We start from the raw sequence: 21,410 nt of genomic DNA, 5'->3' as shown, positions 1-21,410 counted from the left end.
CATTTTCGCGTGAGCGGATTAGTGGGAAGGGGGCGGTCAGCCGCATGGATTGGGGCCGGGCCAAAAGTGTGTTGATCATCGCTTTTCTGCTGCTGAACGTGCTGCTCGGCTATCAGCTCTGGACGGACATGAGCGAGCGGCTCAACTCGAACGTCGATCTGACGGCCCTTCCTCAAGAGACGCAGCTCGTCATGCAAGAGAAAGGGATACGGCTGACCGGCAGCATACCGTCCGATACGCCGAAGCTGGCGGACTTGTCGTTCCGCTATACGTCGAAGCCGGGGCAAGACGACAGAATAACGCTGGAAACGCCGGTCGACAGCAGGATTGTTTTTACCGAGAGAGAATTAATAGAAGGCTTGGGAGAAATCGTGCCCGATCTGGCGATGTACCGGTACGATCCGGCGGCCAGCGGCGACGGCGTGTTCGTCTTGTATAGGCTGTATGAAGGGCTTCCGATGTACGATGTGAAGCTGGAGCTCTACTACAGCAATCAGAAAATCGTGGCTTACAAGCAGGATCGGATCATGCTGATTGGGGATAAGGACTCCGAGAAGCAGCCGCTGCTTCCGGCGGCTACGGCGGTGGACAGCCTGATTCTGAAGCATTTGCAGCCCGGCTCGATCATCAGGGAAATCCGGCTCGGCTACGGCTATCAGGGTCAAGCGTTCAATACCGAGGATATACAGGGAACGGCGCCGACCTGGCGGGTGCTGCTTGAAGAAGGCCCCGACTACTACGTGGACGCCATCAGCGGGGAAGTCGTGTCCGTGAATGAAGCAACCGACACGGCAGGCTAGCGAAGGGGCCCGGCGGCGGGAGAGCCGCTTGGGTTCGGAGAGAGGATCGAAGCAAACGATGGGATTGCGGTTTACGGTGCTGGCCAGCGGGTCGACGGGGAACGCGACCGTTGTGCGGACCGACGATGCGACGCTATTGGTCGACGCCGGCCTGAGCGCGAAGAAGCTGGAAGAGCTGATGAGGGAACGCGGCGTGAGCGGACAGGAGATCGACGGCATTTTCGTCACGCATGAGCATTCCGATCATGTGAAGGGCCTGGGCGCATTCGCCCGCAAATATAATTTGCCCGTGTATGCGAACGATGCCACATGGGCGGCGCTGGAGAGGCATGTCGGCCAGATTGCGGATGACAGGCGGCGCATTGTGGCGACAGGGGAAACGGTCGAGTTCGGCGGCTTGCGGGTGGAATCGTATCCGATTTCGCATGACGCGGCCGAGCCGGTGGGCTATTGCTTCATGGATGGCGATGTGAAGCTTAGTTTGGTCACCGATCTCGGTTACATGAGCGATAAAGTCCGGCGGATGGCGATCGATTCGGACGTGCTCGTCCTGGAATCGAACCATGACGTGAACATGCTGCGCATGGGGCGGTATCCGTGGAACATCAAGCGCCGCATTCTGAGCGACATCGGCCATTTATCGAATGAGGCCGCAGGCGAAGCGCTGTGCGAGCTGTTGACCGACCGGACGAAGCGGGTGTATCTGGCCCACCTCAGTCTGGACCACAACATGCAGGAGCTGGCGCGGATGACGGTACAGTCTATTCTGGAAGACCGCGGCATATTTTTTAAGAGCGATGAGGCCGTGCTGCAGCACACCTACCACGACCGCGCTACTCCCTGGGATGAAGTGAGGCGGAAAGCAATCGTGTGAGCATGTCACGTTCGCTTTCGGCATCGAGCTGCGCGGCTTTGCGCTCCAGCTCTTCCCGGCTGATCAGTCCTTTGTCGATCAGGAGATCGAGCAGCGAGCCGAGCGCGAGCAGCGTGCGGTAATGCTGATCCTTGAGATCTGCGATTGAGGCGGCGAGGTTGACTTGCTCCCATGTGTGGATCGAACGCTGCGGTTGCGGGTGTGGTTCCGATTGCGTTTGCGTTTGCGGTTTCGGCGGCTTCACGGTTAACAGCTCCTTTACGGCGATATAGGCATTATAGGGTGCGGATCATAGGGGCGGTAAGGCTGCAGGCTTGAAAGACGCCGGACCGATCCGCAGTCCGCCTGGGTTTAAGCTCCGTTCATTAAGGGTATTCTAGTAACTCTGGTCCTATTATTATTGTAGTCCGTTCTGCCGAAATCATTCCTAATAGAGGAAAATAGTCTTGATGCTTGGGCAAGCATCGAGAGGAGAGATAGATATGGGTTTGTTCGACGACGATTTTTATTCCACACGGGTGTCGCGGAAGGCGCGGACGGGAAAAGACGACAGGGGCTTCAGCTCCTTCGGAAAAACCCGTAACTGGGGGCCAGTCCAAATCGCGTTCGCTTCCTCTTTCGTCAGCGCGTTGGGAGCGGTGCTGCTGTTCGGCCTGATCTTCGGCTTCGGCGGTGTCGGAGACGGCACCGCGGGCGGTCGGACGACGGCAAATCCGGTTCAAACAGGAGACACGGCAGAACGGATTATTCAAGCATCGGCGAAGGTGCGGCCTGCAGTCGTGAGTATCATTAACGAGCAAATGCTTCCCGACGGCGGGGACTCCGGTGTTGGGACGGATGACCGGCAAGGCGAGCCGAACGCAGGCGGAGACGCGGAGCCGACGCTGCCGGAGGATGAGGGAACGCTGCAGCAGGCGGGCCTTGGTTCGGGCGTTATTTTCCGCAAAAGCGGGGGGAAAGCGCTCATCATAACGAATAACCATGTCGTTGAAGGCGCGTATTCGGTCAAGGCGGTGCTGGGGAACGGCGAGCTTCGCGAGGCGAAGGTGATCGGCAAGGATCAGATCACGGATCTGGCCGTGCTGGAGATCGACGGGCGCGGGATCGATACGGTGGTGGAGATCGGAGATTCGGATAAGCTGCGCGACGGCGAGACCGTAATCGCCATCGGCAATCCGCTCGGACTGGGCGATTCCCTGACGATGGGGATTGTGAGCAAGCGGCAGCGCGTCATTCCCGTGTCGCTGAACCAGGACGGCGTGTACGATTGGGAACAGGAAGTGATCCAGATCGACGCGTCGATCAATCAGGGCAACAGCGGGGGCGCGCTGGTGAACCTGAACGGCGAGCTGGTCGGCATCAACAGCATGAAGGTGGCCGATTACGGCGTAGAGGGGCTCGGCTTCGCGATTCCGATTGATAATGCGATGCCGGTTGTGGAAACGCTAATGAAGTACGGCAAGGTGGCGCGCCCTTATCTTGGCGTATATACGATGGATCTGGAGCAATATTTCGCGCAGCAGCCGGACGGTGCGGATGATGGCAGCGATGGCAGCGGCAGCGGTTCGGGAGATGGGGAGCGCTCGGGAGCGGGCGCGGACGAACCGGAGTCGGGCGGCGCGGATGACGCTGTGGACAATGGAGCCGGCGGTGCTGACACGGATTCGCCCTCGGATGAGGCCGTGGAAGGGGAAGACTTGAAGCTGCCGAAGAATGTGACGGAGGGCGTTATCGTGCTGGAGGCGGTCGGGCCGGCCCAGGAGGCGGGACTGACGTTCAACGACGTGATCGTCAAGCTCGACGATCAGCCGGTAGGGAGCACGATGGAGCTCCGGAAGTATTTGTATGAGGCCAAGAAGATCGGCGACAAGATCGAAGTCAGCTTTTACCGGGACGGCAAGCTGGAGAAGGTGTCGTTCAAGCTGGCGGAGAAGACAGACGAAGAATAGAGAGAAGGTTGTCGGCGGGTTATGTATTGTGTATGCAAGGAGCATGTGGAACTGGCGCTCGACAAGTTCGTGGACGAATACGAGGACGCGCCCGACATGGTGAATCTCGCGGTGACCGAGTTCTCCGACTGGGATCCGCCGCGCAAGTGTGATTGGTGCGATAACGAGGCGCAGGTGCTGATCGTGTAGGGAAGCTTCGCTGCGCAACGAAAACCCGTGGTTCAGGCTGAGCGCGCCTGTCCACGGGTTTTCCGCATCGTGCATGGTGCATCGCGTCTGCTATGACGTCTGGTTGTCATTGTGTCTGCATTTGTGCAGAGCAGGATGACTGCCAGATCGCCGCTTTTCGTTATGGCGTCGTGGTCGTCGTGTCGTCAGCCGCGCTGTCATCGGCTGCGCCGCCGTCGGCGCCATTGTCAACGTCAACGTCTGCGTCCGGCGCGTCTACATCAACGTTGGGTGCGTCCGGTGCGTCCGGTGTGTTCACGTCAACGTCCGGCGCGCCGCCGCCGTTCTCTTCGTTGACGACCACGTCATCGTTCGCTTCGCCGCAAGCGGCTGCGCCGAAGACCAGGATGACGGACATCAGTGCCGTGAGGAACAGCTTGAGCCATTTCGCGTTCTTCATGAGAGACTTCCCCTTTCATCTTGCAAAATGTATTTGGTGTTGCTGTACATACAATAAACGGCAATCCTTGCTTGCCAAACGAAATTCGCATTAGAAAACATTAAGATTCATGGGATGAGCAAGGTGGTGATAATGGACGGTTGGGGATGGATGGAAACACGCGGCAAGTAACACGCGTTTCTCCCGGTGCGCGTTGCGGCGCTGAATGGGCGACGGTCACACCACATAAGGATATCGGGTTGAATATAGATATGGATTTCGAGATAGGATTGGATTTCGAGGCAGGGAGGGAGCGGGCGTTGCTGATTCAGATTGCAGCGGTAGGCCGGTTGAAGGAAAAGTATTTAACGGACGGGATCGCGGAATATGCGAAGCGATTGAAGCCGTACGTGAAATTTGAGGTGCTTGAGGTGCCCGACGAGAAAGCGCCGGAATCGATGAGCGCGGCGGAGGAGGCGCAGGTGAGGGAACGGGAAGGCGAGCGGCTGCTGGCGCTTGTGAAGCCAGACGCGCACGTCGTGGCCTTGGCGCTAGACGGCGAGCTATGGTCGAGCGAGGACCTTGCCGCGCAGCTGGACAAGCTGGGCACCTATGGCTGCAGTCATGTGGTGTTCGTCATCGGCGGCTCCAATGGCTTGTCGCCGGCGGTGCTGCGCCGTGCCCAGCAGAAGCTGAGCTTCGGCCGCATGACGCTGCCCCACCAGCTGATGCGGCTGGTGCTGACCGAGCAGATTTACCGAGCGGTGAAGATTAATCGGGGGGAAACCTATCATAAATGAGGCGAAATTTTTTGTATTAACCGCTTGCTGGGCGCGGAAACGTGCCCCCGAGGGGCGGGGTGGAGGATGGGCTGCCTCGGGGGAAGATTGCTGCGCAGGCGGGCTCGTGTGGGCTGCTTGAGGTGCATGGACTCGGCGGGACGGGAATGGGGGGATTCTAAATAGTTAGAGTCCCCCGTATCTTCTAGTTCACTATGCCTCCCGTATTTAGTATGTTGACAAAATAATCAACACGATATATAGTGAATAAAGAAAGGTAGTGATATTATGAGCGAGTTTGGGGATTTGCTCAAATCGCTACGTCAGGAGCACAAAATTAGTCAGCGAAAGCTAGCTGAGTTGGTGGGTATTGATTTTACTTACATTAGCAAAATTGAAAGCGGCACAATGGACCCGCCAGCCGAAGATAAAATCATTAAAATGGCAGAGGTATTTAAAGTAGACCCGGACCAACTTTTGATTTCCGCTAAAAAGGTGCCAAGTGAATTGCAGAAAATTATTACTGAGCATCAAGACGTACCTGTTTTTCTTAGGAAAGCTTCAAGTTTCTCTCCTCATCAATGGGAGCGAATCCGGGGGATCATGAATGAGACTCCAGAAAATGGTGAGAAATAAAAGTGAGTAAATATCCGTTTATAACGCATGATGAAATGGAACGAATAACCCAAGGGATTTTGCGAGATTACGGGTTCGACTTTGAAAATAAGGATTTCCCTGAAGCAGTTCCAATTGATGAGATTATTGAGTTTCATTATGGCTTAGACATTCACTGGGAACCAATTGACCACTTTGATCCATCTGGGTTAGTTATGGCAGCAATCATTCCTAGCGACAAGCGAATTATTATGAACGAGTCATGTAAGGAACTCTTTGAAGAAAAGATTGGAACAATGCATTTCACAATGGCACACGAATTGGGTCATTGGGTACTTCATGTGAGTGACAGAGAGAACCTGCAAACATCAATAGACTTCAATGACTCGTCCCAGACATTTTTTTGCCGAAGTCGGTCAAAGAAACCACCAGAAGAATATCAGGCCGATATGTTTGCTGGGTCTCTATTAATTCCCAAACCAATCATTCAAAAAGTAGTGGGTAATATGAAGGCTCAAGGAAAAATACAGATGAAGCAGTTATACTGGTTAGCACCAATGTTTAAGGTTTCCATTAGCGCTTTAATAGTTAGACTCAAACAATTGGATTTATTGTACATAGATGATGACGGAACGATTTATGATTCCAAAAGTGAAAGCCAAGGGCAGATTATTTTCGATTTTTAATCTGCCTTTTCTTTTAAACTAAATGTTGAGTTGATAATCAACACAATAAAAATCCATGCATTTCAGCATGTTCACATAAATAACTTATTTTATCCGGGGTGACGAATCAATGGCGACTAATGGTGCAAAGGGAAATGGACGTATTGGAGCAGTTAAAGGAAGAAGCCAGGTGAAGACTCTAAGTGGTCATTGGGTCAAGAGAAATACTGAAACTGGAAGGTTCATGGATCAGAAAACAAGTAGCAAAGCTCCGTTCAAGGGAGTTCGCAGGGAAGGCTAATATTACGATAAAAGGAGAATGATCAAAGATGGCAAGCAGACATCAGGTTTTATGTGTAAACAAAAGTGATCGATACAATCCTCACGAACGAATTACTCATATCGGTGGCAAAAATGATAACGGGTCAAGGTGGAAGCTAACCCAACAAGATGCTATCGCCGGTATTGAGGGAGGTAAGTGGTCGTTCTACGTAAACAGAGCTGGTCATACCGTCAATGTAATTGTATCGACGAGCCGATACGGGAATAAGTATTTGAAAACTGAAGCTGATGGAGATCAGCCTGACAATTTGTTGAGTCTTTCAGAGTGTCCTCTGTAGACTTTTAATAAAAAGGAACACTTGTTCCTGTATTTCCGGTGTGCTATTATTAATGAATCAAATATCCATTGATAGATATTTGATTCATAAGGGAGGTGAGAGGATGGCAGTGAAACATACACCGACAGGTATCGTACACAGTGGAACAAAGGGTGGTACAACCGGATGTGGATTCAACACTAACGAGAACCCAAGCCATTGGGTCGGGACTTACTCCAATATCACTTGTGACAAAAACGGTTGCAAAAACTAGCTTGAATATAAGGAGTCCGCTATCTATTATTAGATCGGACTCCTTATATTTTTAATGTGACTCGTTGCCAAGCTATGATCTATGCAGGCATAACAGCATCTTTAAATGGCAATAGTCACTTTATTCTTCAACGCCGGGGCTTTCCTGTTAAAAAGGAAAGCCCCTTCCGCTATTAAATCAGCGGAAGGGGCTACGCTTAAAAAATGGTGTTCCGTCGTTTCGTCGAAGTGCATTTCAATCTTGTCGATCCGTCGGTTGTCGCCTACGGTGATCTTGTGAATGATGAGATGTAACAGCGTTTTTCGCTGATCTACAGGAGACGTGCGTAGTAGGTGCTCGAATCTTGCAATCAGCGAACGCACGGTTTCGTGAGAGACTGGTTGGGCATGATTGCCGTCAAGCTCGGACTCTAGCTGGGATTTCCTGGCGTGAAGCCGATCGAAATCGTGTTCCAACTCCTCAAGACGGGCGGCGAATAGTTTACGGTCGAACTGGTCCATTTCGTAAAGTTCCACGTACTTCAGTTTCTTCTCGTGCACTTCCTCGATCCGGGCGCAGACGGATGAAAGTTCGTCCTGCAGCGGCTTGACCCGGCCCACTTTCCGCTCGTTGACGCTCCTAACGATCGCTTGCAGGATGTGCGGCTTGGACAGCACTTCCTTGATCCGGTCGGTCACGTAACTCTCGGCCTCTTGCTTGCGGACGCTGTTGGCGCGGCAGACGGCGCTGCCCTTGCTGCGGAAGTTCCCGCAGGAGTAGTACATGCGCACGACGGGACTCCCGTCCTTGGCCTTGTTGTTCGTTCGGCTGGCCGTCATCGCCGCCCCGCACTGAGGGCAACGGATTAAACCGGTCAGCAGATAGTCGCCGTGAAACCGTTTCTTCGAAGTGTGAGACTTGCGGTTGCGTAGAAATTGCACCTTATCCCAGAGCGCTCTATCAATGATAGCTGGGTGACTTCCCTCGGCGATTAAAGGGGCTGGATTTTTGCCCTTTCTTCGCTGGTCGTTCCAGTTAGTGTACCGATTGTAACGGATTTGTCCGATAAAGAACGGGTTTTCAAGAATGTCCCGGATGGCGCAAATGGAAAACGCGTTGCCATTCCTCGTCTTGTGGCCGTCGTGATTCAGCTCGTTGGCAATCGACTTCAGGCCGCGTCCGGAAGCGAACCGCTCGAAGATGAGCCGCACGATGGCGGCCTCCTCGGGAACAAGCTCCAACGCCCGTTCGCGTCTCCTCGCTCCGCTATTCGGCACGTCTACGAGCCGGTAGCCAAGCGGAGGCTTGGTGACGTGTTTTCCCGTTCGCGCCCGCTGCGTTTGCCCAAGTCGAATATTTTCCAGAATCGTATTTCGCTCAAGCTCCGCGACGGCTCCCATCATCTGCAAGCCAAACCGGCCCATCGGCGTTTCGGTCTCGAAATTTTCCGAGAACGAGCGAAACGTTACGTTATGCTTACTCAGATGGTCGACGATGTGCAGCAAATCCAGATTGCGCCGCGCAACGCGTGTAATTTTCCACGTTAACAGTTCGGCAAACAGACCCATTTCAGCATCGCGCATCAACTGTTGGAGGGCATGGCGACCGGAGATGCTCTTGCCGCTGACCCCGGCATCGCAAAAAATCTTGTATACGGTTCGCCCGGTGTCCTCGCAAAACCGGAGTAGCGTTTCCCGCTGGGCATCAATGGAATACCCGTGCTCGGCCTGCTCCTCGGTGCTAACGCGAATATAGATAGCGGTAAGTGTCGGTTTGTTGGCAGCTGCTAGCATAAGGCATCGTGTCCATCGGTAGTTTCCTGCATAAGCGTTTTAAGGCTGGCCATTGTCTGTTGTAAAATCAGAGCTGCGCGGGAATCGAAGTTTTCAGTAACGATGGAAACGTTGCTGCTATCAAGTGTCTTTGTAAGACGCAGCAAATCGAGCATTCTGCGCGATAGCTTGTGAAGCCCGATAACTCGTACTTCATCAAACCGTCCCGTTGCCGCATCTGTTAGCAGCCTTTGCAGCGATGGCCGGTCGAGATTCCTCCCACTAAAACCATGATCGACATAAATCTCAGCAACGGTTTTGTTTTCGCGCAGACAGGCATTGCGCAGTTGTTCGATTTGAACGTCAACGAGAGGCTGTGAGTTGGTATGAGAGCGGATGTAAAGGGCGACACGAACAGGCTGTTTCATTTAAATTCCTCCATTTGATTAGTAATTTTGAGATTCAGAAGAGCATCAGACCCGTGAATGGTCAAGCGACTCAGATCCCGGTCAGGCGGGAGCGTAATCTTGTTGACAAGTTTGCGCAGCAGGTGCTTTTGTTTGTCGGTTGGCTCGGATTCCAGCACCACGCGTAATTTTTTCAAGGCTGCCTGGATCGCTTGAGCAGAGAAGGCGGGAACTGGACAAGAAGTAAGTTCGCGCTCGGCGTTTTCTCGGGCCAGTTGAAGCTCCTGACGACATTGCTTGAGTGAGTCCAGTTCGTCCACCAACCGTTCTTTATCCAGCTTTCCGTTTTCGAAATCATGAAAAATCTGCTTGTGACGGGTGGCCAACTGGGCAAGCTCTTCGTCGATGTGCCGGATGCGCTCCAAAATGGGAGTTCGGGCGACATCCCGCTTGGCTGCGGCGGCTTTCGCAATGCCGTCTATCATTTCAGGTGTGCCAAGGAAGCGCTGGAGCTGATGGTAAAACGTTCTTTCCACGTCGTCGGCCCGAACGTGATTCGCTTTGCAAGCGGTCGCGCCCTTCGCGTTATAGCTGCCGCAGCCGTAATAGTAGTTGGTTCGATACGTTCTGTCTTTACGCTGTCGCTGCGTTCGACCGGGTATCATGCCGCTGTCGCACTGCGGACATCGGAGCAGTCCCGCCAGCGGGAAGGGACGATCAATTTTCCGCTTTACCGGCTTGGAACGTTTGGTATAGATGGCGTGAACCGACTCCCACAAGGATTCGGAAATAATAGGGGGGTGTTCGCCTACCGACCATTCGACAGCTACGGCTCCACGGGTTCGCCGATTTTCGGTCCCGTTGTAGCGAATATGACCGATATAATTCCGGTTCTGGAGGATTCCCCGCACAGCCAGGATGCTGAACAGGTTTCCTTTTTTCGTTCGCAGGCCGTCATGATTCAGGCGGTTTGTGATGGCTTTCAAGCCGAACTTTCCCGTGGCGTACATCTCGAAGATGCGTCGAACGATGGCCGCTTCGTGGGGAACAATCTCCACGCACCCTTCCCCTTCAGAGAGCGATGAGAGCCAGCGGTAGCCTAGCACGTTGTTGCCGCCGTTCCATTTTCCCTGACGACCGCGTTCCAACGCCGTAATTCTCACGTTCTCGCCAATGTTCACCCGCTCAAGTTCTGCCGCTGCGCCCATCATTTGAAGCACAAAGCCGCCAAGTGGCGTTTCGCTGTCAAACTGTTCCGTCAGGCTGCGGAGAACGATGCCGTTCTGCTTAAACGAATCCACGATGGCAAGCAGATCGCTAAAATGGCGCGACAGCCGACTGATGCGCCAGATTAAGGCGATCTGGTAGCGCCGCTGAGCTCCGTCAGCGAGCATGCGCGCTAGTTGAGGCCGACCTTTCGTAGAGCGGCCTGATGCGCCTGCATCCACGTAAATGTCGTAGATTTCGAGATGGTTTAACTTGCAGTAGCGGCGCAGCGCCTCGATCTGGCCGTCAATGCTAAATCCGTGCTGTGCCTGCTCAGCCAGGCTGACCCGCACGTACAGCGCGGCTTTTGAACCTTTAGGCGACATCATGCGATGAGCCGATAATCCGGCGTACCGAGCAACTCTGCCGTCATTTCATGATCCAGGTGCGCCTCGATTTCACGCTCGGACGCGGCAATGACGTCCGGGCTGATTTCTGATATACGCAGAGAATGCTCCTGCTTGGCCAGATGGGGCAGCAGCAGTTCGGCAATTAAATCGCACACAAGGGCGAAGCGATTCGTAGCTACATCATCCATGGATAGGCTCCTTCCCAGATTATTTTTTCTTCTTTCGATATTCGATGATTTCAAGAACGAGCTGGGTAGTGGCCATGACTAGTGCAACAATTGCCTTCTTCATCGCAACGGCCTCAATACTCGTCCGGCAGCAGCATCGTGCAGTAAACGCCGCTGTCGATGACCCAGACCGTGACACCCGAGACGGGCTCCCGAATGCCAGTAATGTCGTAGGTCTGTTGGCGGTTTGGCTGTTCTTGCGTATGCCTGACCCGTTGATACATGACATCCCCAGCAGGAATAATGGATAATGAGAACACTTGCAAGTAGTCCAGATCCTTGCCGCTGTTCAGGTTCTGATCAATGATAGACCAGAGGGCGGACTGAATCTCAGGGCTAACGGTGTCCTGCACGCGCCTTGTGACGTATCGCGATGGTTTGGAGAACATCTACATGAGCCCCCGTTCCTTCATGCTTACGTACGTGCCGTCACCGAGTACGATGTGGTCCAACAATTCAATGCCGATCAGAGCGCCTGTATCGCGCAGTCGCTCCGTCAACTCCACATCTTCCTGACTTGGAGAAGGATTGCCCGACGGATGATTGTGGCAGGCGATAATGGATGCCGAGTTGGCGAGAATCGCGAGCTTGAACGTTTCCCTCGGGTGGACAAGTGAAGCGTTCAAGGTGCCGCTGGACACTTGGTGCAGAGCGGTGGGCTCGTTTTTCGTGTTCAGGCACAGAATGCAGAACGACTCGCGATCACAGTCGCCGATGAACTGGCGGAAAATTTCGGCGGCGTTGCCCGGCTGAGTGATCTTCCGTTGCGCGTAAAACATGGCCGAACGTTCCCGAACCATGCGCAGCGTTACGATCTCGATCCGCTTCGCAGCGCTTTTCTTACTCACGTTCCTTCACCGCCCCGCCGCTTTGTTCCCTGAGCCAGGCTTCCGTAACTTGGTCTTGCGAATGGACGGGTACGAGGTATTGCGCGATCCAATCGTTGTCTAGCAAAATGCCGACGCGATAAAGCCTGAAGCTGGATATGTCAACGAGTTCGACGTACTCGGGACCGTAAGGAACGGCCCTGAAGCGATCCAGCAACTTGTCGCCAGCCTCGCAGACAAAGACAGGGCTGAGGAGGAGGAAGTCGTCGGAATCGTCTTCCCCCGCCTCGGCTTGAAGTCCGGCCAGCAGCTCCCTTGCGTAAGCGATAAGCGGCTCGGGCAGGCGAGCTTCGGCCAGTAAATGCAAATCTTTCATCGTACGTATCTGGATCATGGATATTGCTCCTTTCCGTCATTTTGATAGGTTCAATATCCATAATTTATGTTTTCAATTATTGTCGTCACGGCTTCGCTGCGCGGCCCCAGTGTCAACAAGTCAGGGGGGCCCAAGTGCCTCCGTGTCCACTTGGTTTTAGGGGGGGCTTCCGTCTCGTTCATGCTTTTTTGTGTGTTCCGTTTTTTTGAGGGGGCTTTGGGGGCAGGTCGCTGCCAGTCCTTGCCTCGCCTCGGCTTTTTCGACCCCGTTGTGCGGGGGCACCCGGCGGCAGAGGGGGATCACCCCTCGCCGAACACGTCCTCGCGTGGCGTCCCGTCGCCGCTTGCGGCGGCAGCTCTGCGGGCCTGCCTCCGGTTCTCCGACGTTTCCTCGTCGTGCTCTTCCAGGCACTCTCTCCGGAGCCAGACGGTGAGGGGACGCTTGCCGTCGATCCCCTTCTTTCGCTTTCGCCGCAGCTTTTCCTTGCCGTTCTCCCGAGACACTTCCGGGACGAGGCAGCCCTCCGCCTCAAGCTGCTTCCAGAGCGCGTCCTGCTTCAGGGGCACCCGCTCGTCTTGCCGCGAGAGGAAGCTGTTCACCTTGTTGTAAAGGATATCCGGCAAGAAGTAGAAGTGATCGTCGTCCCTCCAGCCCACGTGGGTTTCAGCAGGAGACAGCCCTTCGTACTTCTCTCTTTCGTTTCGGTCGGCGGGCAGCACGGTGAGAGAGCCGTTCTGCAGCATCCCGGACACGACCGACAGGAACTGCTTGGCGGGCTGGGCGTCGGCGACCTGTTCGCTTTGCGTCTCTGAAACGGCAAGCAGGGATTCCCAGCCTTGAGTCAGCTTGTCGCGCCGCTCGTCTTCTGTCACGGCACCGACTTCAAGCGCAAACTCGAGCAGGGAGTCGAGGCCGAGGTAGAGCCAAGAGGCTGCCTCGGCAAGGCGGCCGTGAGCCTGACCGGGAACGGCCAGCGCCATTTCGCGCCGCTCGTGGAACGCCTGCTTGAGCCGGTTGGCGTACGCGGAATCGTTCATCCGCTCTCCGACCCACTGCACGTACCCGGCCATCGCCTCCGCGAGAAGTGGCTCCCGGGCTTGCGCAGCCGTCAGCTTGGCGAGGTCCACGCTTTCCGGCAGAAGCTCGGCGGCCTGAAGCCGGGCGTTGCTGGAGTGGCCGTCAGGAAACTGTTCGCCGGTACCGATCGCGAGACCTCTTGGCGGGTAGTCCGGCCGGAGCAGAGCGGTCGACGTCAGCCTTCCTCTACCCACCCTGTCGCCGTAAGCTCTCGCAACCGCCTGAACGATCTGCTCCATTTTTCGAGCCTCGACGACGTTGCTATTCGGATGAAAGTCGTCGATCCAAAGAATCGAGTCCTTCGTGTCGAATGCCCTTCTTTCCAGTGAATTCGCTGTGTCCTTAAAGCTGGCCGGAGCCCCTCTGGAAGAGAAACTCCCGTAGTGGCACATGTAAAGCGCGGCCAGGGAGGATTTCCTCGTTCCCGTCTGACCGTGAATCCAGACCACGAACGCGGGCTCGATCCCCGCTTGACGCAGCGCCTCGCACAGCGGCGCGAGGTAAACTGTTGCAAGAAGCAGTGTCGTGACCCTTGCATCTGCAATATCCAGCAAAGAAAGACTTTGCTCGACGGCGGCCTTGATGTCGGGCGAGCTTGCAGGTAGCTTGTATTTCTCTAGCCGCTTGTCGACCCCCACCTCTACGCTTGCATCGCCGAGGCAGCCCCCGGCGTGCAAGTATCGCCAGCTTCCGGAGAGCTTTCTAAAGCCGAGATGCGCGTATACATGAAGTTTCTCGGTGCTGCCCGCGAGCTGCTGGATGGAGTGGCGCAGCCGGTCCTTGCTGCCCGGGAATGGCTCCAGGTTGGGCAGTAGCCCCCATTCGGAGATCCATTTGAGATCAGTAAAGTCCGAATGCTCGATCCTCAAGGGAGGAAGCGACATGCCGTCCGACAGCATGACGCCTTCTATTTCGAAAAATTTCTTGGCTTCCAGTCCGTTGTCGACGCTAACCTCGCGAACCGGAATCGCGACGAAGTTGGCGATCGGGCTAAAGCCGTTCTCCTCGCCGTTCTTATCGAATGTCGGAGCTCCCAATTTCCCTGCCGAAATTCTGTATTTTGTGCGCTTAAGAAGTGTTTCGACTCTCCGTAAAGATTCAAAGTCTCTCGTCAAGAACCAGGCAGGGCTGTTGGCAATCTCGTTGTTCTTGTTTGTCTGCACGTTTCCGAAGCAACGCCGGATTTGATCTTCCCCGCAGCCGAACCTTGTGCAGCGCGGCGGACCAAAATGCTTGGCTGCAGCGTCAGCTTTGATTTTCTCCAGCCGGTCTTGGCTGCGGGCGTTGTGCTTGAGCGAGCGCCGAGAAAATGCATCGGCTTCAGATGCCGCGCCAAGACGGCTAAGAAGCGAGATTATTTTAAACCAGGACTCCTCATCGCAGCCTCCGTCAAGTTGGGCGGTTGCGATTTCGTCTATTACGGCACAACGCTTAGTCAGTTTGGACATGACGGGCATATCTTTAATGGAAGCCAACATCTCCACTGAAGTATCCGTCCGCTTGGATGTAGACGTAGATGTATACGTAGACGTAAATGTGGATAGCGATGAATCGGCTTGCATTCCTGCATGGTCAGAAGATACCGCAGTGCTCGATACCTCGTCATCAAAAATCCGATCTGCGCTAAACTGATCGGACATTAGTTTCAGCATCCATTCCGGAGCTTGGGCCAGTGGGATGTCATCAGGACTTCTTCCTTCCGCCCAAGTATATGGACGACTGTTTGCGTGGATGGAGCCCGGCATGACGGTCTGCTGGCCATCTCCAAGTAATGCGATTTCTTCGTGACCGCCGTCAGGCGATGCAAGGGTGAATTTCTTGAATGTGTATCCTACAGGAGCCGCGTACAGGTAACGATACCCGCCACCAGGTGTTTCGAACTCCCAGGTTTGGGGGAGTTGCCCGCTGGATAGCTTCTCAAGTTTCGCCTGGCCATACTCGCCGTCAACATCTATAGCAATGATCCCTGATCGCTTACCCAACACCATGCCGATATTTGCAAAAGACAGTTTATCGAACCAAGTGGCAATTTGGTCAGGATCGGTTGATGCACGAGTTCTCCAGTTGAGTAAAAGCGGGGTTTTGCCGTATCTTGTACACATCTGCTTATGCTGGTCGCTGACTCCGGTGTGATCATGCGGGCAAAGCGGTATGACGGGAATGCCGAGTTTTGCGAGCGAGAGTGCGGCTGTCTTGCCCGGCTTCCAGTCCGAATGTGTCTGTCGATGACGCTTCAAGTGCGTTTCCTCCCGTCATGGCGGCTCCACCACAATGATTGCAGTGGAGCCGCCGATTTGACTACTTCTCGTTATTCTTGCTCCACAGCCGAGAGATCTTCTTCGAACTCATCCTGCAGCACTTCGGCAGAGACCAGATTGAGATATTCCTTATTCCCGTTCGACTCGACCTTCATCGTCAGGAGCAGATCTTGGCCGACCATCTGCTCAGGACGGAAGGGGCAGTTTTTCTCCGGCAAGCATTGGGTCGCCTCCAACAGGAGCCGGAAGGGGCTGCCCGCTTTCCAGTCCGGGGCAACAAGGAACGATTCCTCAAGGGAGCCGCCCTCGTCGTCCCGGAAATCGCCGGACACACGAACCATCTTTTTGCCGCCTGCTTGAATGACCTTGGCCGTATTTAGTTTGAACGGGTACTGGCCGTCTGTTACAGAGTCGAAGGCGGGGCGAACGATCAGGAGATCGTCCGAAGGTGGAGCAGGATAAGTGCTACGTGAGACGTTTGTTGACAGTATGCGTTTTGCTGGTGGCATAGATGAACACTCCATTCGAATTGAGATTTTTAATGGAGCGGGGAAGGACGGAGGACCCTGAACCTCCCCGCAACTTTTACCATGATTGTTCAGCCTTCAGGCAAAGAAGGTTTCTCAAATCGCGAGGGTCGACAACGACAACGTACTCACCGTCGTCACAGCAAATCAGAACCTCCAGACGCGCCCGATGTGAGTTAAACCGCCCGTCGATCATATCGGAAAAGCGATCCTGCAAGTTTAAAAACATGTCAGACAGGTCGTTTAGGATAAAGACGTCGATGATGCCTGACGTGCACGTGCAGCCGATCACCAGATTTCCGTCATGATCCAGATTCGTAGAATGTTCCAGGCTGGTGTCTGGTAATTTGCAGTCTTCCAGGAACTTACGAACGGCAGCTACATGATCCGGGTTGGTTGCAATCGACGGCGGCAACAGGAAGCGGACGCCTGTAACCGTGCCGACCGGGTCATTTTCCTCATCGTCAATCCATAACAGTTCATTCATACAATCACCTCCTCATCTCAGATTGAAAATGGTATCGAATTTCGATAACGCATCTTCTAATGATTTGTTGGTTGTCAAATTTCTAAAAAAGTGTACCATGATAGATGAGATGGTTTAGTCGACATGCCACCACGACAAACTGTGAGGGGAAGCCATGATAAGCGAGGAACTTCAATATGAGATTTTGCACCTGTATTTTGAAGAGGCAACATCGATCCGGGAGATTTCAAAACGGCTAGATTTACATAGGAATACCGTGCGCAAATACTTGGATAAAGTCGAGTCGTGCGATCATCCAGAGCAATACTTTGTGCGGCCTGTAAGCAAGGGGAAGTGGGACGCTTTGCTAATCGAAGCTGAAAAAAATGTTCGAGCGAACAAACGGACGGGGAAAATCAGGATCAAGGATGTGCTGGATGAAATCAGAGCGCATCCAAGTTCGTACTTCCACTTGGGCTGGAGTAGAGATGAACCATTGAGCATTTCGACATTTTATCTTGCTTGGAAGCATCTGAAGCGGAAAAATCCAACGCAGTCGGAGAAGTACAACGAGGAGCATACAAAAAAATAGCGCTCGCAGCGCTATTTTTGAGTACTTATTCAGCGTAATCGTCAGCCTTCACGCCGCCGCCCTCAGGAACGACGGACTCGACGGAATCTGGTTCGGTAACAATTTGGCCGCTCTTATCTACCACGACAAGCTCGGGAAAGTCCTGCCCCGGAACCTCAACAAAGATATCTTCCGATTGCTTGCCGAACACGAAGGAACGAATATTTTCTGGCGCATCCACTACGAACGCAACCTTAAAGCCTTCTGTCCTGCCGCCAGAGATGAGCACGCGATCCTCGCTGTTGTACCCCGATAAGCCGGTCTCCAATACTTCCCCGGTCTGCGTAATGAGGTAGCAGTCTAAATGGGAAATGCGGAGCGATGCATCCGTCTTATTTTCAAGTATAACTTCGAATACGATGGGCTGATTGAGGTCATCGACCATGTATTGTGCGCTGACTAATTGAACGGATACGGCTTGTTCTTCTCCGGTCTTCTCCGGCTCACTATCAACAGGTGCAGTTGGAGCAGCGGGGGTGGAGCTTGCGCCGGGTTGTGCCGTCGGAGCTTCTTCCGCTTTGTTGTTTGGTGTGCCGCACCCGGCGGCAAGTATAAGTAACGCGGTCAGCAGGATGATTGAGTATTTTCGCATGATAACATTCTCCTTCAGGTTAGATTGGATGGGGAAGCCAAGAACTAATCGCCGATAAACGTTCCTTCGTCCCATTTTCCTTTTTGAATGACTTCGCCGGAATCGTTGTACAGCGTTCCTTGGCCGTGGTATTGGTTGTTCTTGAATCCGCCCTTGTACTTCAATTTGCCGTTTTCGTGATAAAGGACGCCGTCGCCCTGCACGCCGTAGGATTTCAGGAAGCCATCGTCGTAAGAGCCCTCGAACGCCAGTTGCCCGTTCTCATGATACAGCTTAGCTTTGCCCATGAGTCTGCCTTCCTCGAACGTGCCTTCGGACTCAAGATTTCCGTTCTCATAGTACGATTTACCCTTGCCGTGCAGCCGTCCGTTCTTGAAGTTACCCTCCAGGTAAACCGCGCCGTTCTCGAAGAACGCTTTTCCTTTCCCGTTCAGTTGTCCGTCCTCAAAGTCTCCTGTCTGTTCGGGATTGCCGTTGCGGTAGAACGTGGTGCCTTCTCCATGCAGCATGCCGTTGCGGAACGTGCCCGTTACGAGCTTGCGCTGCGGGTAGATGTCGTAAAAGGTCGTGCCTTTCCCGTTCGGCTGGGCGTTTTTCCAGCCGCCCGAGTAATACACATTACCGCCGGTATAGTAGACGGTCATCGTATCTCCGGTCTTCTGCTTGTCCGTGTCGCCGTAAAACGTAATGGAACCTTTGTTGGAATAGAACTCGTCCTCAAGCGGGTAATGTACCGGCTCGCCATTTCGGAAAACCCCGCTAAACTCGATCTCGGTATCGCCATTGTAGTAAGCAGTCCCCATGCCGTCGTAGACACCGTTATTGAACTGTCCCTCATACAGAATGTAGGGAACATCATCGAATGTGTAGGTAATGATTCCCTCGCCGTGCGGATTACCCGTTTCATTTACTTCTCCTTCATACATCGTGGAAACGCCAAGATATTCGCTGGTTGGCGTGTTGATGACCATTTGAACCGTTTTTCGCTCAGCTTCCGTTTCAGGTGCCGGTTTCGAAACGGCTGGTGTGGCTGACGCCTCGACTTCTTTTACTTGCGTATCGGGCGCAGCCTGCGCTTGCACTGTGTTTGTTTCGTCGGCTGGAGTAGTTGTTGGAGCGGCGTTCGTGCTTGCTGGTTTAGCGGAACCGGCTTGTATTACGCCAGAATCATCCGTATCGGGCGTGGTCGCGACCATCGCGGCGGCAAACGCCACAATCAGCAGACCGTACAGAAGAGTCGAGCGTCCCCGCGTGCGACGCTCGCCCCATCGGTAAACAAGGGACGGCTTAATGAGGCCGATCAGTAACAGCAGAATGGACAAACAGAATCCTGCAAAATAGAGCACTATCATTTTTTTGATCCCCCGAACGTTCGTATTTTTGACATCCTTGGACAAGGCATGTAAGAAATAAGTCCTATTCTAATTATACAGGACTAATAAGTTCAAAAACAATATTTAATAGCCTTATACTATCCTTCTAGCAAACGATTACCTTCTTTACCATTAGAGGTGGGAAGAAGGGTGATCGTATGACCAATCAAAAAACAGATGAAATAGATTTGAAGGTTTTGGTAGGGAAAAGAGTCCGGCAGTTAAGGAAGAGTCAGGGCTTGACTCAAAGTGAGTTGGCCGAGAAGGCCAACATGCAAGAGAGCTACCTCGCAGGCATAGAACGGGCAGTCCGTAACGTATCCCTTGACTCGCTGGCCCGCGTGCTGGCCGCGTTGGAAGTAGAGCCGATCGAAGTTTTTCGCTTCGGTGGACTGGACACAGGAGAGGGATTGGAGGGAAAACAAGCTACGATACGGCTGCTTGCCGCATTTCTGAATGAGCGCAGCTTGGAGGAGGTCGAGCTCATTCGAAGATTGGCTACAGACGTTATGGCAACGATCGATTCGGAAAAGAACAGGCAGGAATGAAAATGCCCGATTCCAAGAGGAATCGGGTCGTTTGTTTTAAGACGGGTAATGACGGTCCAGATATTCACGGACGGCGGCGTTGAGCAGACTTGCGATTTTGGCGAACTCGCCGCGCTGATGCAAGTCGTGGACGCGCCGGAACAGTGGCTTCTCCAGGTACGTCGTGATCCGTGCGTACCGTTCGCCGAAAGGCGGCGACTTTCGCTTGAGCGGCTTGTGTCCTGGCTCTGGTCTGTCGCTCTTGACGGCGGGGCCAGCCGGTGGCCTTTTGGCTGCCGGTCCGGCTGTCGCTTGCGGTGTGGGGACAGGAGTCGACTTGGGGCGCAGGACGGACTTGGGCTTCGGGGCGGAGTTCGGCTTGCTGACCGGCCTGGCTTTTCTCGGCTTGGCGGTTTCGGCAGGGACGTTGACGGGGACGGCTTCGCTTGGCGGCTCCGTATTCACGGGTTCTTCGTTAATGGCCAAATCTTCCTTAAGCATTAATTCGTCTACACTTTCCTCTTCCCGAACATCGATATCCTGGTATTCGCTCGACCACATATTGCGTTGTTCTTTCGCTCTGCTTGCAGACTCGGAGAGACGGAATGATCTCTTCATGGTCACAACACTCCTCGCAAAGTTTCGGGCAACCGATTCGTCTACTTTTACATTTGCAGCACCATAGACATCTACGTAGATGTCTACGTTTGCCCTAATGGTTTGTTTGCGAGGGCGGGGCGGTTTTGCGGGAAATGGCAAACGGGAGAAGTGATAGCCTGACATCCAGCAATTCATTCTCGATGCTTCGTTCAACACCGTAAAGCGCGATGATCAGACGCCGAACGGTCGGTATATCGATTGCCTCGTCAGAAGTATGAATAAACCGCCAAGTCGCGGCGAGTAGTTGCTGGCAAGTATCGACCTGTCCGAGCAACGCATCCTCCCGCTCGATCAATTCCGTATGTTTCCTTACATATTCATTGCCCATGCAATCAATCGCTCACTTTCACGTACTTGGGGTTGACGGACAGCTTTTCCGAAGCGTGTGCAAGATAATATCGCATGTTTCGCGTCGACTGATTGGCTTGCGCTGTAAAGGCATGAAGCAGTTCGGGCTTCTCGAAAATCCAGAAATCGCGCTGTCGTTGCCCGCCGAAGAGCGCGACCAGCGCGTAGTTGAAGCTCGCCGGATTGCAGAGTCCTCCGGTGCCGAGCGGCAACCGGGTAATAACGTCGTCAATCGTTAACTCTTCGGGTGAGCAGTTCTCGGATTCCAGCGTCAGCAAGAAACAGGCAAACAACCTATCGGCGTTCGCTCTTAAGGCAATCTGATCAAGATGGAACCGTTTTGAAGTGACAGTATCCCAAGAGAATGTACTTATGAGGGGTTCGCGAGTTTGGTAGTCAGGGGAGATACGTTTATAAGCGTGCCGATTGCCGTAAATCTTCATAAAGCGGTCAAGCTTCAAGTGCGATGTCTTACCGTAAGGCAATTTGGGGGCGATGGCGCGGAAGAACGTCGTGTAATCCTGGATGTCATTCAGTGAGAGTGTGATGGAGCGATCTTTCCCGGCGTGGTCGATTACGTTAAGC

General features: G+C 53.7%; 26 protein-coding genes and 1 pseudogene. 10 read left to right on the top strand and 17 right to left on the bottom strand.

Translation table 11 applies throughout. From position 1 onward, the window contains the following. Positions 1–44 precede the first annotated feature (44 nt). Entirely contained in the window at positions 45–800 is a 756-nt protein-coding gene (gene yycI, locus RWM61_RS10830) for a two-component system regulatory protein YycI (RefSeq protein ID WP_314000535.1), read from the top strand. A gap of 58 nt (positions 801–858) precedes the next feature. Beyond that, entirely contained in the window at positions 859–1,674 is an 816-nt protein-coding gene (locus RWM61_RS10825; protein WP_314000594.1) for an MBL fold metallo-hydrolase, read from the top strand. On the opposite strand, the gene RWM61_RS10820 is transcribed toward RWM61_RS10825, so the two are convergent. Continuing rightward, positions 1,634–1,855: a hypothetical protein gene (locus RWM61_RS10820; RefSeq protein ID WP_314000592.1), complete on the bottom strand. Its 222-nt coding sequence runs from the start codon at positions 1,853–1,855 to the stop codon at positions 1,634–1,636. The genes RWM61_RS10825 and RWM61_RS10820 overlap by 41 nt on opposite strands. A 301-nt stretch (positions 1,856–2,156) precedes the next feature. Between RWM61_RS10820 and RWM61_RS10815 the strand changes: the two genes are divergently transcribed. Next, positions 2,157–3,623: a trypsin-like peptidase domain-containing protein gene (locus tag RWM61_RS10815; RefSeq protein ID WP_314000533.1), complete on the top strand. Its 1,467-nt coding sequence runs from the start codon at positions 2,157–2,159 to the stop codon at positions 3,621–3,623. 21 nt (positions 3,624–3,644) lie between these two features. Next, positions 3,645–3,812 (top strand): CxxH/CxxC protein, encoded by a 168-nt coding sequence (locus RWM61_RS10810; RefSeq protein ID WP_314000531.1) that lies wholly within the window; start codon positions 3,645–3,647, stop codon positions 3,810–3,812. Positions 3,813–3,972: 160 nt separating this feature from the next. Here the strand turns inward: RWM61_RS10810 and RWM61_RS10805 are convergent, their stop codons facing one another. After that, the gene (locus RWM61_RS10805) at positions 3,973–4,251 is read right to left on the bottom strand and encodes a hypothetical protein (protein WP_314000529.1); all 279 of its coding nucleotides are present in this window, start codon (positions 4,249–4,251) and stop codon (positions 3,973–3,975) included. Between the two features lie 299 nt (positions 4,252–4,550). Between RWM61_RS10805 and rlmH the strand changes: the two genes are divergently transcribed. The 4 genes from rlmH to RWM61_RS20265 all read left to right on the top strand — a co-directional run bounded on the left by rlmH (position 4,551) and on the right by RWM61_RS20265 (position 6,909). Then, the gene (gene rlmH, locus RWM61_RS10800) at positions 4,551–5,030 is read left to right on the top strand and encodes a 23S rRNA (pseudouridine(1915)-N(3))-methyltransferase RlmH (RefSeq protein ID WP_314000590.1); all 480 of its coding nucleotides are present in this window, start codon (positions 4,551–4,553) and stop codon (positions 5,028–5,030) included. A gap of 267 nt (positions 5,031–5,297) precedes the next feature. Further along, positions 5,298–5,645 (top strand): helix-turn-helix transcriptional regulator, encoded by a 348-nt coding sequence (locus RWM61_RS10795; protein ID WP_314000527.1) that lies wholly within the window; start codon positions 5,298–5,300, stop codon positions 5,643–5,645. Between the two features lie 2 nt (positions 5,646–5,647). Continuing rightward, positions 5,648–6,310 (top strand): ImmA/IrrE family metallo-endopeptidase, encoded by a 663-nt coding sequence (locus RWM61_RS10790; protein WP_314000525.1) that lies wholly within the window; start codon positions 5,648–5,650, stop codon positions 6,308–6,310. Positions 6,311–6,618: 308 nt separating this feature from the next. Further along, complete coding sequence (locus RWM61_RS20265; RefSeq protein WP_399538397.1) at positions 6,619–6,909, top strand: DUF3892 domain-containing protein; 291 nt, start codon at positions 6,619–6,621, stop codon at positions 6,907–6,909. Positions 6,910–7,263: 354 nt separating this feature from the next. Here the strand turns inward: RWM61_RS20265 and RWM61_RS10785 are convergent, their stop codons facing one another. The 10 genes from RWM61_RS10785 to RWM61_RS10740 form a co-directional block, all read right to left on the bottom strand. Continuing rightward, entirely contained in the window at positions 7,264–8,934 is a 1,671-nt protein-coding gene (locus tag RWM61_RS10785) for a recombinase family protein (protein WP_314000523.1), read from the bottom strand. Further along, positions 8,928–9,341: a recombinase family protein gene (locus RWM61_RS10780; protein ID WP_314000521.1), complete on the bottom strand. Its 414-nt coding sequence runs from the start codon at positions 9,339–9,341 to the stop codon at positions 8,928–8,930. The genes RWM61_RS10785 and RWM61_RS10780 overlap by 7 nt, the downstream gene beginning before the upstream one ends. Beyond that, on the bottom strand, positions 9,338–10,915 hold the full coding sequence (locus RWM61_RS10775; RefSeq protein WP_314000519.1) for a recombinase family protein: 1,578 nt from the start codon (positions 10,913–10,915) through the stop codon (positions 9,338–9,340). Before RWM61_RS10775 ends, RWM61_RS10780 begins: the two co-directional genes overlap by 4 nt. Continuing rightward, positions 10,912–11,124 (bottom strand): hypothetical protein, encoded by a 213-nt coding sequence (locus RWM61_RS10770; protein WP_314000517.1) that lies wholly within the window; start codon positions 11,122–11,124, stop codon positions 10,912–10,914. Before RWM61_RS10770 ends, RWM61_RS10775 begins: the two co-directional genes overlap by 4 nt. 113 nt (positions 11,125–11,237) lie before the next feature. Further along, positions 11,238–11,552, bottom strand: a complete 315-nt coding sequence (locus RWM61_RS10765; protein WP_314000515.1) for a DUF960 family protein — start codon at positions 11,550–11,552, stop codon at positions 11,238–11,240. After that, on the bottom strand, positions 11,553–12,011 hold the full coding sequence (locus RWM61_RS10760; RefSeq protein ID WP_314000513.1) for a JAB domain-containing protein: 459 nt from the start codon (positions 12,009–12,011) through the stop codon (positions 11,553–11,555). Next, positions 12,004–12,384, bottom strand: a complete 381-nt coding sequence (locus tag RWM61_RS10755; protein ID WP_314000510.1) for a hypothetical protein — start codon at positions 12,382–12,384, stop codon at positions 12,004–12,006. The genes RWM61_RS10760 and RWM61_RS10755 overlap by 8 nt, the downstream gene beginning before the upstream one ends. A gap of 281 nt (positions 12,385–12,665) precedes the next feature. Then, positions 12,666–15,680, bottom strand: a complete 3,015-nt coding sequence (locus tag RWM61_RS10750) for a bifunctional DNA primase/polymerase (protein WP_314000508.1) — start codon at positions 15,678–15,680, stop codon at positions 12,666–12,668. Between the two features lie 71 nt (positions 15,681–15,751). Further along, positions 15,752–16,210, bottom strand: a complete 459-nt coding sequence (locus RWM61_RS10745; protein WP_314000506.1) for a hypothetical protein — start codon at positions 16,208–16,210, stop codon at positions 15,752–15,754. A gap of 76 nt (positions 16,211–16,286) precedes the next feature. After that, positions 16,287–16,715: a hypothetical protein gene (locus RWM61_RS10740; RefSeq protein WP_314000504.1), complete on the bottom strand. Its 429-nt coding sequence runs from the start codon at positions 16,713–16,715 to the stop codon at positions 16,287–16,289. Between the two features lie 154 nt (positions 16,716–16,869). Between RWM61_RS10740 and RWM61_RS10735 the strand changes: the two genes are divergently transcribed. Then, entirely contained in the window at positions 16,870–17,286 is a 417-nt protein-coding gene (locus RWM61_RS10735; protein ID WP_314000502.1) for a helix-turn-helix domain-containing protein, read from the top strand. A 25-nt stretch (positions 17,287–17,311) separates the two neighbouring features. Here the strand turns inward: RWM61_RS10735 and RWM61_RS10730 are convergent, their stop codons facing one another. Further along, entirely contained in the window at positions 17,312–17,917 is a 606-nt protein-coding gene (locus tag RWM61_RS10730; RefSeq protein WP_314000500.1) for a hypothetical protein, read from the bottom strand. Positions 17,918–17,961: 44 nt separating this feature from the next. Then, a complete protein-coding gene (locus RWM61_RS10725) occupies positions 17,962–19,269 on the bottom strand; it encodes a hypothetical protein (RefSeq protein ID WP_314000497.1) in 1,308 nt (435 codons plus the stop codon). A gap of 179 nt (positions 19,270–19,448) precedes the next feature. Between RWM61_RS10725 and RWM61_RS10720 the strand changes: the two genes are divergently transcribed. Next, on the top strand, positions 19,449–19,838 hold the full coding sequence (locus tag RWM61_RS10720) for a helix-turn-helix transcriptional regulator (RefSeq protein ID WP_314000495.1): 390 nt from the start codon (positions 19,449–19,451) through the stop codon (positions 19,836–19,838). 36 nt (positions 19,839–19,874) lie between these two features. Here RWM61_RS10720 and RWM61_RS10715 read toward each other — a convergent pair whose 3' ends face one another. The 3 genes and pseudogenes from RWM61_RS10715 to RWM61_RS10705 form a co-directional block, all read right to left on the bottom strand. After that, entirely contained in the window at positions 19,875–20,435 is a 561-nt protein-coding gene (locus RWM61_RS10715; protein ID WP_314000493.1) for a hypothetical protein, read from the bottom strand. Between the two features lie 94 nt (positions 20,436–20,529). Beyond that, positions 20,530–20,772, bottom strand: a complete 243-nt coding sequence (locus tag RWM61_RS10710; RefSeq protein WP_314000491.1) for a hypothetical protein — start codon at positions 20,770–20,772, stop codon at positions 20,530–20,532. A 37-nt stretch (positions 20,773–20,809) separates the two neighbouring features. After that, a pseudogene (locus RWM61_RS10705) lies at positions 20,810–21,410 on the bottom strand (hypothetical protein); the annotation flags it as partial.

Source organism: uncultured Paenibacillus sp., assembly GCF_963515335.1.
Classification (GTDB): domain Bacteria; phylum Bacillota; class Bacilli; order Paenibacillales; family Paenibacillaceae; genus Paenibacillus_I.
The sequence above is the reverse complement of the archived record's forward strand: the minus strand, read 5'-3'. Positions and strand labels throughout refer to the sequence as shown.